At 62.7% G+C, this 12,605-nt stretch carries 11 protein-coding genes; 10 read left to right on the top strand and 1 reads right to left on the bottom strand.

Annotated features, from left to right (window positions below):
- From DEO48_RS13385 to iolB, 10 genes are all read left to right on the top strand, one after another.
- The coding region (locus DEO48_RS13385; RefSeq protein ID WP_146198272.1) for an aldehyde dehydrogenase family protein at nt 1-676 on the top strand (676 nt) is incomplete at its 5' end.
- An 11-nt stretch (nt 677-687) separates the two neighbouring features.
- Nucleotides 688-2,613 carry a 3D-(3,5/4)-trihydroxycyclohexane-1,2-dione acylhydrolase (decyclizing) gene (gene iolD, locus DEO48_RS13380; protein WP_109845446.1) on the top strand — a complete coding sequence of 642 codons (1,926 nt, stop codon included), beginning with the start codon at nt 688-690 and terminating at the stop codon, nt 2,611-2,613.
- A 303-nt stretch (nt 2,614-2,916) separates the two neighbouring features.
- Nucleotides 2,917-3,903, top strand: a complete 987-nt coding sequence (iolG, locus tag DEO48_RS13375; RefSeq protein ID WP_109845445.1) for an inositol 2-dehydrogenase — start codon at nt 2,917-2,919, stop codon at nt 3,901-3,903.
- A gap of 31 nt (nt 3,904-3,934) precedes the next feature.
- Nucleotides 3,935-4,864, top strand: coding sequence for a sugar ABC transporter substrate-binding protein (locus tag DEO48_RS13370; RefSeq protein WP_023308788.1), 930 nt, complete (start codon nt 3,935-3,937; stop codon nt 4,862-4,864).
- 48 nt (nt 4,865-4,912) lie between these two features.
- Nucleotides 4,913-6,460 (top strand): sugar ABC transporter ATP-binding protein, encoded by a 1,548-nt coding sequence (locus tag DEO48_RS13365; RefSeq protein WP_109845444.1) that lies wholly within the window; start codon nt 4,913-4,915, stop codon nt 6,458-6,460.
- Between the two features lie 11 nt (nt 6,461-6,471).
- Nucleotides 6,472-7,500 carry an ABC transporter permease gene (locus DEO48_RS13360; protein ID WP_008502116.1) on the top strand — a complete coding sequence of 343 codons (1,029 nt, stop codon included), beginning with the start codon at nt 6,472-6,474 and terminating at the stop codon, nt 7,498-7,500.
- Nucleotides 7,501-7,508: 8 nt separating this feature from the next.
- Nucleotides 7,509-8,642, top strand: a complete 1,134-nt coding sequence (locus tag DEO48_RS13355) for a Gfo/Idh/MocA family protein (protein WP_109845443.1) — start codon at nt 7,509-7,511, stop codon at nt 8,640-8,642.
- Between the two features lie 12 nt (nt 8,643-8,654).
- Nucleotides 8,655-10,559: a 5-dehydro-2-deoxygluconokinase gene (gene iolC / locus DEO48_RS13350; RefSeq protein ID WP_109845442.1), complete on the top strand. Its 1,905-nt coding sequence runs from the start codon at nt 8,655-8,657 to the stop codon at nt 10,557-10,559.
- An 11-nt stretch (nt 10,560-10,570) separates the two neighbouring features.
- Entirely contained in the window at nt 10,571-11,461 is an 891-nt protein-coding gene (gene iolE, locus DEO48_RS13345; RefSeq protein WP_109845441.1) for a myo-inosose-2 dehydratase, read from the top strand.
- A gap of 9 nt (nt 11,462-11,470) precedes the next feature.
- Entirely contained in the window at nt 11,471-12,295 is an 825-nt protein-coding gene (iolB, locus tag DEO48_RS13340) for a 5-deoxy-glucuronate isomerase (RefSeq protein ID WP_109845440.1), read from the top strand.
- Here the strand turns inward: iolB and DEO48_RS13335 are convergent.
- Nucleotides 12,261-12,605 (bottom strand): MFS transporter (locus DEO48_RS13335; protein ID WP_146198271.1); only part of this gene is annotated, 345 nt, incomplete at its 5' end. The genes iolB and DEO48_RS13335 overlap by 35 nt on opposite strands.

Here is a 12,605-nt window from a genome sequence, read left to right as displayed (position 1 = left end):
GGGCGAGCGCTGCATGGCGCTCTCGGTGGTGCTGGCAGTGGGGGATAACACCGCCGATGACCTCTGCGCCCGGCTGGAAAAACAGATTGCCGCGCTGCGCGTCGGACCGGGGCTCGACCAGACGCCGGAAAACGAAATGGGGCCGCTCATCTCCTCCGCGCACCGCAGCAAGGTGCTGGGCTACATCGACAGCGGGGAAGCGCAGGGGGCGACGCTGCGCGTGGACGGCCGCGGCTTCAGCGTGAAGGGCCACGAGCAGGGCTACTTCGTCGGGCCGACGCTGTTCGATAACGTCACCCCGGAGATGACCATCTATAAAGAAGAGATTTTTGGCCCGGTGCTTTCTGTGGTGCGCGTAGCAGATTACGCCAGCGCGGTGGATCTGATTAACCGCCATGAATATGGTAATGGTTCGGCGATCTTCACCCGCGACGGCGGCTGCGCGCGCCGCTTCTGCGAAGAGGTGCAGGCGGGCATGGTGGGGGTCAACGTGCCGATCCCGGTGCCGATGGCATTCCACAGCTTCGGCGGCTGGAAGCGTTCCATCTTTGGCGCGCTCAACGTTCACGGCAGCGACGGCGTGCGCTTCTACACCCGAATGAAAACCATCACCGCGCGCTGGCCGGAAATGCAGCAGGAGACAGGCGCTGCGTTCTCTATGCCAACGCTGGGCTGACAGGAGGTTTTATGCAAACCGAACGTATGACCATGGCCCAGGCGCTGGTCCGGTTCCTTAATCAACAGTACGTCAGCGTGGACGGTGACGAAACGCCCTTCGTGGAGGGCGTCGCCACCATATTTGGTCACGGCAACGTGCTCGGTATCGGTCAGGCGCTGGAGCAGAACCCCGGTCATTTACACATTATGCAGGGGTGCAACGAGCAGGGTATCGCCCACATGGCGACGGGATTCGCCAAACAGCACCGCCGTCAGCGTATTTTTGCCGTCACCTCCTCCGTCGGGCCGGGCGCCGCCAATATGGTGACCGCGGCGGCCACCGCCACGGCGAACCGCATCCCGCTGCTGCTGCTGCCGGGCGATATCTACGCCAGCCGCCAGCCGGACCCGGTGCTGCAGCAGATCGAGCAGTATCACGACCTCAGCATCAGCACCAACGACTGCTTCCGTCCGGTCTCCCGCTACTGGGACCGCATTAACCGGCCGGAGCAACTGATGAGCGCCATGCTAAGCGCGATGCGAACGCTCACTGACCCCGCCAATACCGGGGCGGTGACCATTTGCCTGCCGCAGGACGTGCAGGGGGAAGCCTGGGACTACCCGCTGAGCTTCTTCGCGCGTCGCGAGCACCATATTGAGCGCCGTCCGCCCGATCCGCAGCGTCTGGCGCAGGCGCGGGCGCTGATCGCCCGCAAGCGTCGTCCGCTGGTGGTGTGCGGCGGCGGCGTGCGCTATTCCGGCGCGCATGAGGCGTTTCGCGAATTTGTCGAGACGCTTCGGCTGCCGTTTGCTGAAACCCAGGCCGGAAAAGGGGCGCTGGTAAGTGACCACCCACTTAACCTGGGCGGCGTAGGAGTGACGGGGGGAATGGCCGCCAACCAGCTCGCGCCGCAGGCGGATTTAGTGATTGGCGTCGGCACGCGCCTGACCGATTTTACCACCGGCTCCAAGGCGCTCTTTTCCCACCCGGACGTTGAGTTTCTGCTGCTGAACGTGGCCGAGTTTGACGCCCTGAAGCTGGACGCGACCGCGCTGATTGCCGATGCCCAAACCGGACTGCAGGCCTTGACCCACGCGCTCGGGGATTACCGCAGCGGCTGGGGAGAGGCGATCGCTCAGGCGAAGTCCATCTGGCGCGAAGAGTGCCGTCGCCTGTGGGATCGCCAGTGGCGACCTGACGACGCGCCCGAAGTGGCGGGGCACATGGACGCGCAGCTGGCGGAATACGGCGAGACGCTCAACACCCGCCTGACCCAGACGCGGGTGCTGGGGCTGATCAACCAGCATATTGAAGATAGCGCCGTTGTGGTGGGCGCGGCCGGTTCGCTGCCGGGGGATTTACAGCGCCTCTGGCAGGTCAAAACGCCGGACAGCTATCACCTGGAGTACGGCTACTCCTGCATGGGCTACGAGATTGCGGCGGCCATCGGCGCGAAGCTCGCCAGACCCGAACTGCCGGTGTACGCCATGGTGGGGGATGGCTCCTACATGATGCTGCACTCCGAGCTGCAAACCGCCGTTCAGGAGGGCATTAAGATCACCGTTCTGCTGTTTGATAACGCCAGCTTCGGCTGCATTAACAACCTGCAGATGGGGCACGGCATGGGCAGCTTTGGCACGGAAAACCGCCGGCGCAACCCGGAAACCGGGCGGCTTGACGGGCCGCTGGTGAAGGTCGACTTTGCGCAAAACGCGGAGAGCTACGGCTGCCGAGCGTGGCGGGTGAACGATGAGCAAAGCCTGCTGGCGGCGCTTGAGGCGTCGCGGGCGCATCCGGGCCCGACGCTGCTGGACATCAAGGTATTGCCGAAGACCATGACCCACGATTACGCCTCCTGGTGGCGAACCGGTGATGCGCAGGTGGCGGCGTCGTCTGCCGTGCGTGAAGCCGCCGAGCAAACGCAGGCCCAGGTGAAAAAAGCCCGTCAGTATTAAGTTTTCCTGCCGTAACGAAATTTTCATTTCATTTTTGTTTTCCCCTCACCCTAACCCTCTCCCATAGGGAGAGGGGACGGGTCGGTGCGGTTTTTTACTCCCTCTCCCTGAGGGAGAGAGCCGGGGGAGGGGAGTTGCCGCACGTTCACCTATGTTGTGAGATTGATAACAAAATTTATCTCATTCATCTCAAAAGTGTTAACCCGTACTCAAAAACATAATTTTCACTATTTATAAAAATGAAATAAATGTTTTATTTATAGAGTCGTTAGTTCACAGCATTCACCAACACCGGGAGCCGTTATGTTTAACATTGCTTTACTGGGCGCTGGCCGAATTGGCCAGGTACATGCAGCTAACATCGCCAGCCACGGCGCGACCACGCTCTGGTCCGTGGTTGACCCGAATCAGGAATTTGCCACCCGTCTCGCCGCGCAGTATCAGGCCCGTCAGCAGAGCCTGAACGAGGCGATGACCGACCCTAACGTTCACGCCGTGCTGATCGCCTCCGCCACCGACACCCACGCGGATCTGATTGAAATGGCCGCCCGCCACGGCAAGGCCATCTTCTGCGAAAAGCCGGTACACCTTGACCTCGCCCGCGTGCGCGACTGCCTGAAGGTGGTCAAAGAGTACGACGTGCCGCTGTTCATTGGCTTTAACCGCCGCTTTGACCCACAGTTTCGCCGCGTGAAAACCGACGCGCAGGCCGGGCGCATCGGCAAACCGGAATCGCTGCTCATCATCTCCCGCGATCCGTCTCCGCCGCCTGTGGAGTACGTGCGCGTCTCTGGCGGCATGTTCCGCGATATGACCATTCACGACTTTGACATGGCCCGCTTCATCATGGGCGAAGAGCCGGTGTCGGTGTATGCCCAGGGCAGCAACCTGGTGGATCCGGCGATTGGCGAGGCGGGGGATATCGACACCGCGTTTATCGTTCTGAAATATGCCTCCGGCGCGATGGCGACCATCGTCAACAGCCGCCGTTCATCTTACGGCTACGACCAGCGCCTGGAGCTGCACGGCTCCGAAGGGCTGCTGTGCGCGGGCAATATTCTTGAAAACCAGGTGCAGCATTACGGCAAACAGGGCTGCACCAGCGCGCTGCCGGAACATTTCTTCCTGCAGCGCTACAAATCCGCTTACGCCGCGGAATGGGAACACTTTGTCGCGGTTCTGCGCGGCGAAGCGGTGCCTGACTGCAGCGGCGATGATGGTGAACGTGCGCTGTACCTTGCGGATAAAGCGCTGGAATCACTGCGTAGCCAGCGCGAGATCGTCCTCTAAACACAACAACCCTACACAGAGAGACATAATAATGAAAAAACTGATCGTAGCCGCCCTCATCGCCATGACGTCCGGGGCCGCCCTAGCCGAAAACGAGCAAATCGTTTTCAGTACGCCAAACCTGGCCATGCCGTTTGAAGTTCACATGCAGCGCACGGCGGTGAAAGCCGCAAAAGAGATGGGCGTGAAGCTTCAGGTGCTGGACGGACAGGGCAGCTCGCCGAAGCAGGTAGCTGACCTGGAAAACGCCATCACCCGCGGGGCGCAGGGCTTTATCGTCTCCCCGAACGACGTCAACGCGGTCTCCAGCGCGGTGGATGAAATTCAGGATGCGAAGCTGCCGGTGGTTACCCTTGACCGATCCGTCGACAGCCAGAAAAAAGTGCCGCACTTCGGCGCAAACAACTACAAGGGCGGCCAGGCGATTGGCGACTTCGTCAAAACCAAATTCCCTAACGGCGCGGACATCATTCTCCTCACCGGCCAGCCGGGCTCCTCTTCCAATATTGAACGCACCAAAGGGATCCGCGACAGCCTGAAGGCGGGCGGGGATAAATACAAGATCGTAGCCGATCAGACAGGCAACTGGATGCGTTCTGAAGGGATGCGCATCGTTGAAAGCGTTCTGCCTTCGCTGCCGAAACGTCCGCAGGTGATCCTCTCCGCCAACGACGATATGGCGCTGGGCGCGATTGAAGCGCTGCAGAGCCAGGGCGTGAAGCCGGGAGAAATCCTCGTGACCGGGTTTGATGCGGTGCCGGAAGCGCTGGCCCGCGTGCGCGACGGCTGGCTGGCGGTAACGGCGGATCAGCGTCCGGGCTTTGCGGTGCAGACGGCGATGAGCCAGCTGGTGGCCAACGTGCGCGAGAAGAAAGCCATTACCGGGGCCGACTACCCGCCGACGCTGATCACCAAAGAGAACCTGCAGCAGGCTGAGCGTATCGGTGAGGCCGGTAACTAATATGTCCCGAGCCGCCTCTGGCGGCTCATCATGAGGAGGAGCAGACTGATGTCGCAACCCTTACTGAAAGTGACTGACCTGGCAAAAAGCTTTTCCGGCGTCTGGGCGCTGAGCAGCGCTCAGCTGACCGTCGGCAGCGGCGAAATTCACGCCCTGCTGGGTGAAAACGGGGCGGGAAAATCCACGCTGCTGAAGGCGCTCGCGGGCGCGCAGCCGCAAACGCGCGGGGATATCTGGTTCAACGGCGAAACGCTGCCGGTGGACGACTCTCCGGTGGCGCGCCAGAACAAGGGCATTATCACCATCTATCAGGAATTCAACCTGCTGCCCAACATGACCGTCGCGGAAAACATGTTTCTCGGACGCGAGCCCCGCAGGCGTAACCTGATCGTCGACGAAAGGGCGGTCAACCAGGAGGCGCAGGTCATTCTCGATTACCTCCAGCTGAACGTTGCGCCGACCACACCGGTTGCCCGTCTGAGCGTCGCCCAGCAGCAGATGGTGGAGATCGCCCGGGCGCTGACCCTCAACGCCCGGTTAATCATTATGGACGAACCTTCCGCCGCGCTGAGCGACAGCGAGGTGGAAAGCCTGCACCGCGTGGTGCGGGAGCTTAAAAACCGCGGCGTGAGCATTATTTACGTTACCCACCGCCTGCACGAAGTTTTCCAGCTCTGCGATCGCTTCACCGTTTTCCAGGACGGCCGCTTCACCGGCACCGGCGCGGTGGCGGAGACCAACGTTGAACAGCTGATCCGCCTGATGGTCGGTCGCGACGTGGCCTTTAACCGTCGCCCCGCCAGCGAAACCCATCATGAGGACAAACCCGTCCGCCTGGCGGTGAAGGGGCTGAGCCGCGAAAAACCGCCGCTGGATCCGCACGGTATCGCCCTGCACGACATCAGCTTCCACGTTCACGCCGGGGAAGTTCTGGGCATTGCCGGGCTGGTGGGCGCGGGACGTACCGAAGTGGCGCGTTGCCTGTTTGGCGCAGACACCTTTACCTCCGGGAGCTTTGAGCTGGACGGCGTGCCGTATCAGCCGCGCGACCCGCTGTATGCTCTCGATCAGGGCGTGGCGCTGGTGCCGGAAGACCGCAAAAAAGAGGGGGCGGTGCTGGGGCTGTCGATCCGCGACAACCTGTCGCTCTCCTGCCTCTCCTCGCTGCTGCAGTGGCGCTGGTTCGTAAACACCCGCAAGGAGGACGATCTGATTGAGTCCTACCGCAAGGCGCTGCAGATCAAAATGGTCAACAGCGCGCAGGAGGTGCGCAAGCTCTCCGGCGGCAACCAGCAAAAGGTGATCCTCGCGCGCTGCATGGCGCTCAACCCGCGGGTGCTGATCGTTGATGAGCCGACGCGCGGCATCGACGTGGGGACCAAATCGGAAGTGCACCAGGTGCTGTTTGACATGGCGAAAAAGGGCGTGGCGGTGATCGTGATCTCCTCCGATCTGCCTGAGGTGATGGCGGTGTCCGATCGGATCATCACCCTCAGCGAAGGCCGGGTGACCGGCGAGATCCACGGTGACGACGCTAACGAAGAACGGCTGATGACGATGATGGCCATCAACCACAACGCCCTGAACGCGGCATAACGGAGTTTCTCATGACGCAGATGATTTCTAAAACGCAGGCCCCGGTCAAACGCGCCGGACGCATCGATCCCATCGCCTTCTTCGAGCGCTTCGGGGTGCTGATTTTCATGATCCTGCTGCTGATCTTCTTCCAGTCGCAGAACAGCAACTTTTTCTCTGAACGCAATATTTTCAACATCCTGACCGAAGTCTCCATCTACGGGATCATGGCCGTGGGGATGACCTTCGTCATCCTGACTGCCGGGATTGACCTCTCCGTGGGCTCCATTCTGGCGGTGTGCGCCATGACCGCGGCGTACGTGATTAAGGGCGACAACTTCACCACCGTCGATCCGAACGCCTGGGGCGGCATGAGCTGGCTGATTGGTCTGGGGATTTGTCTGGCCATGGGCACGGCGATCGGCTTCCTGCACGGCCTGGGCGTCACCCGTCTGCGCCTGCCTCCGTTCATCGTCACCCTCGGTGGGATGACCATCTGGCGCGGCCTGACGCTGGTGATTAACGACGGCGCGCCGATCGCCGGTTTCGATCAGGGCTACCGCTGGTGGGGGCGCGGGGAGCTGCTCGGCATCTCCATTCCGATCTGGATCTTCGCCATCGTCGCCCTCGGCGGCTATCTGGCGCTGCACAAAACCCGCTGGGGCCGCTTCGTCTACGCCATCGGCGGTAACCCGGAGGCGGCGCGCCTGGCGGGGGTGAACGTCAAGCGCGTGCTGGTCAGCGTCTACGTGCTGATTGGCTGTCTGGCGGGGCTGGCGGGCTTCATTCTGAGCGCGCGTCTGGGGAGCGCCGAGGCGGTGGCCGGGATCTCCTTTGAGCTGCGCGTCATCGCCTCGGTGGTGATCGGCGGCACCTCGCTGATGGGCGGCTACGGGCGCATCGGCGGCACCATTATCGGCTCCATCATCATGGGCATTCTGATTAACGGCCTGGTGCTGATGAACGTCTCGGCCTACTACCAGCAGATTATCACCGGATTAATTATCGTTCTGGCGGTGGCATTCGATACCTATGCCAAGAGCCGTCGCGGCGCACTGTGAGGATCACGATGAAAGAGGTTCGTATTGGATTAATTGGCACCGGGTATATCGGCAAGGCGCACGCTATCGCCTACGCCCAGGCCCCGACGGTGTTCAACCTGCGCGGCAGGCTGGTGCGCGAGATGGTGGCGGAAGTCACGCCGGAGCTGGCGGCAGAGCGCGCGCGGGCGTTTGGCTTCAACCGCTCCACCGGCGACTGGCGGGCGCTGGTGGCCGACCCGGCTATTGACGTGGTGGATATTTGTTCACCCAACCACCTGCATAAGGAGATGGCGCTGGAGGCAATCCGCCACGGCAAGCACGTCTACTCGGAGAAGCCGCTGGCGCTTAACGCCCACGACGCGCGCGAGATGGTCGACGCCGCGAAGCGGGCCGGGGTGAAAACGTTGGTGGGGTTCAACTACATGAAGAACCCGACCGCGCAGCTGGCGAAGGAGATTATCGCCCGCGGCGAGATTGGCGAGGTGATCCACTTCTACGGCACCCACAACGAAGACTATATGGCCGACCCGCTCTCGCCCATTCACTGGCACTGCTTCAAAGAGACCGCCGGGCTGGGGGCGCTTGGCGACCTCGCGGCGCATATCGTCAATATGGCCCAGTATCTGGTCGGGGAGATCGAGCAGGTCTGCGGCGATCTGAAGATCGTGGTCCCGGCTCGCCCGGCGAAGGCCGGATCGTCAGAGATGATTGCCGTCGAAAACGAGGATCAGGCCCAAGCGATGGTGCGCTTCGCGGGCGGGGCGCAGGGCGTGATTGAAACCTCCCGCGTTGCCTGCGGCCGCAAGATGGGGCTGTCGTACGTCATCACCGGGACGAAAGGCGCCATCAGCTTCACCCAGGAGCGCATGGCGGAGCTGAAGCTCTATCTGCATGACGATCCGGTGAATCGTCAGGGGTTCCGCACGCTTCTCGTCGGCCCGGCGCACCCGGACTACGCCGCGTTCTGCATGGGCGCGGGCCACGGGATTGGCTTTAACGATCAAAAAACGGTGGAGGTGCGCGACCTGGTGGACGGGATTGCCGCCGACGCGCCGATGTGGCCGGACTTCGAAGAGGGCTGGAAGGTGTCGCGCGTGCTGGACGCGATCGCGCTCTCGCACCGGGAAGGCCGCTGGCTGAACGTGAACGACATTGTCTGATGAGGTATCAACGTGGAAAAGCAGTTTGATGTGATATGCATGGGCCGCGTGGCGGTAGACCTCTACAGTCAGCAGATTGGTGCCCGTCTGGAGGACGCGTCGAGCTTCGCCAAATATCTCGGCGGGTCGTCGGGTAACGTGGCGTACGGCACCGCGCGCCAGGGTTTACGTTCGTCGATGCTGGCGCGCGTCGGCGATGAACATATGGGCCGCTTCCTGCGGGAAGAGCTCAACCAGGTGGGCTGCGATACCAGCCATCTGATTACCGATAAACAACGCCTCACGGCGCTGGTGCTGCTCGGCATTAAAGACCGGGACACCTTTCCACTGATTTTTTATCGCGATAACTGCGCGGACATGGCGATTACCGCCAGCGATGTGGATGAAAGCTACATTGCCTCCGCACGTTGTCTTGCCATCACCGGGACTCACCTTTCTCATCCGCAGACCCGCGAGGCGGTGCTGACGGCGCTGGGCTATGCTCGCCGTCACGGCGTGCGCACGGTGCTGGACATCGACTACCGTCCGGTGCTGTGGGGGCTCACCGCCTTAGGCGACGGGGAAACGCGCTTTATCGCCGCCGATAAGGTCACCCGCAAGCTGCAGGAGGTGCTGCACCTCTTCGACGTCATTGTCGGCACCGAAGAGGAGTTTCACATTGCGGGCGGCAGCACGGATACCCTCCAGGCGCTGGAGCTGGTGCGCGCCGTCAGTGACGCTACGCTGGTCTGCAAACGCGGCGCGCTCGGCTGCTCGGTCTATACCGACGCCATTCCGTCCCGGCTGGACGACGGCCTGACGGTGACCGGCGTGCGCGTGGAGGTGCTGAACGTCCTCGGGGCGGGGGACGCGTTTATGTCCGGCCTGCTGCGCGGCTACCTGAACGACGAGAGCTGGGAGCAGGCGTGCCGCTACGCCAACGCCTGCGGCGCGCTGGTGGTCTCGCGCCACGGCTGCGCCCCGGCGATGCCGAGCAAAATCGAGCTGGATGACTATCTTTCCCGCGCTGTGGATGTGCCGCGCCCGGATCTCGACCCACGTCTTAACCATCTCCACCGGGTGACCACCCGACGCCGCGAGTGGCCGGAGCTGTGCGTGATGGCCTTCGATCACCGCAGCCAGCTTGAGGATATGGCGATGCAGTGCGGCGCGTCGCTTAAGCGCATTCCCGCGCTCAAGCAGCTGATCCTGCAGGCCAGCCGCGAGGCGGCGAGCCGCGCCGGGCTGGAGGGCAAAGCCGGCCTGCTGTGCGACGGCACCTTTGGTCAGGACGCGCTGAACGCTATCACCGGAGAAGGGTGGTGGATTGGCCGCCCCATCGAGCTGCCGGGCTCCAGGCCGCTGGAGATGGAGCACGGCAACATTGGCACCCAGCTTATCAGTTGGCCGCAGGAGCACGTGGTGAAGTGCCTGGTCTTTTTCCATCCGGAAGACGCTCACGGCCTGCGCCTGGAGCAGGAGCAGAAAATCGCCGAGGTGTACCACGCCTGCTGCCGGTCCGGGCACGAGCTGCTGCTGGAGGTGATCCTGCCCGCCAGCATGCCGCGCAGCGACGAGCTCTACCTGCGCGCCATCTCCCGCTTCTACAACCTCGGCATTTATCCCGACTGGTGGAAGCTGCCGCCGCTCTCGGCCGACGGCTGGACGGCGCTGAGCGAGATTATCGAACGCCGCGATCCGCACTGCCGCGGGGTGGTGATCCTCGGCCTGGACGCTCCGGCGGAACAGCTGCGCGCCGACTTCAAAGCCGCAGCGGGGCAGACGGTAGTGAAAGGCTTCGCCGTGGGGCGCACGCTGTTTGGCGATGCCTCCCGCGCGTGGCTGAAGCACGATATTGACGATGCGCAGCTGGTGGCGCGCATCCGGGACAACTACCTGCAGCTTATCGCCTGGTGGCGCGAGCGCGGACACGCATAATGGAGACGAAAATGAGTGTGCAATTAGGCATTAACCCGCTGACCTGGACGAACGACGATCTGCCTTCTCTCGGTGCGGAAACCTCGCTGGAGACCTGTCTGAGTGAAGGTAAAGAGGCCGGTTTTGCCGGCTTCGAGCTGGGCAATAAATTCCCGCGCGAAGCGCGCCTGCTTGGCCCCATCCTGCAGCGTCACGACCTGCGGTTGGTCTCCGGCTGGTACTCCGGCCGCCTGCTGGAGCGCAGCGTGGAGGAGGAGATCGCCGCCGTGCAGTCCCACCTGACTCTGCTGCGCGAGCTGGGGGCGAAGGTGCTGGTGTTTGCGGAAGTGAGCGGCTGCATTCACGGCGAGCAGCAGACCCCGGTGCATCTGCGCCCGCGCTTCCCGCAGGCGCGCTGGAAGGAGTACGGCGAGAAGCTCACCGAATTTGCCCGCTATACGCAGCAGCAGGGCGTGCAGATTGCCTACCATCACCATATGGGCACGGTGATTGAGTCCGCCGAGGACGTGGACAACCTGATGATCCACACCGGGGAGGCGGTCGGACTGCTGCTCGATACCGGCCATCTGACCTTTGCCGGGGCCGATCCGCTGGCGGTGGCGCAGCGCTGGGCGTCGCGCATCAACCACGTTCACTGCAAAGACGTGCGCGCCGATGTGCTGGCGGACGTCAAAAACCGCAAAACCAGCTTCCTCGATGCGGTGCTGAGCGGCGTGTTTACCGTGCCGGGCGACGGCTGCGTCGATTACCCGCCGATTATGCGGCTGCTGAAGGCGCAGGATTATCACGGCTGGCTGGTGGTCGAGGCCGAGCAGGATCCGGCGATTGCCCATCCGCTGACCTACGCCCGTCTGGGGTATAACAACCTGAGCCGCCTGGCTCACGACGCCGGACTGATTTGAGGAGGGAACATGTCACGTCTGTTATCACGCTGGCAACAGCCGAACGCGGAGGGGCGCACCCATTCCGTTACACCGGAAAGCGCGGGGTGGGGGTACGTCGGCTTTGAGGCGTATGAGCTGCAGGAGGGGCAGACGCTGACGCTGCCCGCCGTCAGCGAAGAGCGCTGCCTGGTGCTGATCGCCGGGCGCGCCTCCATCCGCACGCCTTCCGCGCAGTTTAACGACATCGGCGAACGGATGAGCCCCTTCGAGCGCATCAAGCCCTGGGCGGTGTACGTCACCTCTCAGGAGTCGGTGCAGGTGAAGGCTCTGACGAAGCTGGAGCTCGCGGTCTGCGCCGCGCCGGGCAAAGGCACGTATCCGACGCGGCTGATTGCGCCGCAGGATATCGACGGCGAAGCGCGCGGCAAAGGTCACAACCAGCGCTATGTGCATAATATTTTGCCGGAAGACAGGCCCGCCGACAGCCTGCTGGTGGTGGAGGTCTGGACCAACGAGGGCTGCACCAGCTCGTACCCGAGCCACAAGCACGACACGGATAACCCGCCTCAGGAGACCTACCTGGAGGAGACCTATTACCATCGCCTCAACCCGGAGCAGGGGTTCTGCATGCAGCGCGTCTACACCGACGACAGAACGCTGGATGAGTGTATGGCGGTCTATAACCGTGACGTGGTGATGGTGCCGAAGGGCTACCACCCGGTCGCGACGATGGCCGGGTATGACAGCTACTATCTCAACGTGATGGCCGGTCCGGTGCGCAAATGGATGTTCACCTGGGAAGAGGACCACGCGTGGATTAATCGGGATTATCCCGCGGACAGCGGTGGCTAGCGCGGGTTAGCCACCAGAACACCAGCGCCAGCAGGCTGACCGAGGCGCCAAGCAGGCAGACGCCCGGCCAGCCGGCACAGGCATACGCCATCGTCGTGCCGAGCGCGCCGAGCCCGCTGCCGACGGCATAAAACAGCATGTAAAGCCCGACCAGCCGGCTGTGCGCCTCGGGACGGGTGCGGAAAATCATGCTCTGATTAGTGACGTGCAGCGCCTGACCGCCCAAATCGAGCAGTATGATGCCGATAAGCAAGATCCCGAGTGAACGGTCCATCAGCGACAAGGGCCACCAGGCTAACAGCAAGATACT

Origin of the sequence: Enterobacter sp. CGMCC 5087, from assembly GCF_003144775.1 — a bacterium.
In the GTDB taxonomy this organism is placed as follows: domain Bacteria; phylum Pseudomonadota; class Gammaproteobacteria; order Enterobacterales; family Enterobacteriaceae; genus Enterobacter; species Enterobacter cloacae_M.
This window is presented reverse-complemented; position numbering and strand designations above follow the sequence as displayed.

Coding starts and splice junctions, on each gene's coding strand:
- DEO48_RS13355 (WP_109845443.1), top strand. CDS start 7,509: ATGAAAGAGGTTCGTATTGGATTAATTGGCACCGGGTATATCGGCAAG.
- iolE (WP_109845441.1), top strand. CDS start 10,571: ATGAGTGTGCAATTAGGCATTAACCCGCTGACCTGGACGAACGACGAT.
- DEO48_RS13370 (WP_023308788.1), top strand. CDS start 3,935: ATGAAAAAACTGATCGTAGCCGCCCTCATCGCCATGACGTCCGGGGCC.
- DEO48_RS13360 (WP_008502116.1), top strand. CDS start 6,472: ATGACGCAGATGATTTCTAAAACGCAGGCCCCGGTCAAACGCGCCGGA.
- iolD (WP_109845446.1), top strand. CDS start 688: ATGCAAACCGAACGTATGACCATGGCCCAGGCGCTGGTCCGGTTCCTT.
- DEO48_RS13365 (WP_109845444.1), top strand. CDS start 4,913: ATGTCGCAACCCTTACTGAAAGTGACTGACCTGGCAAAAAGCTTTTCC.
- iolB (WP_109845440.1), top strand. CDS start 11,471: ATGTCACGTCTGTTATCACGCTGGCAACAGCCGAACGCGGAGGGGCGC.
- iolG (WP_109845445.1), top strand. CDS start 2,917: ATGTTTAACATTGCTTTACTGGGCGCTGGCCGAATTGGCCAGGTACAT.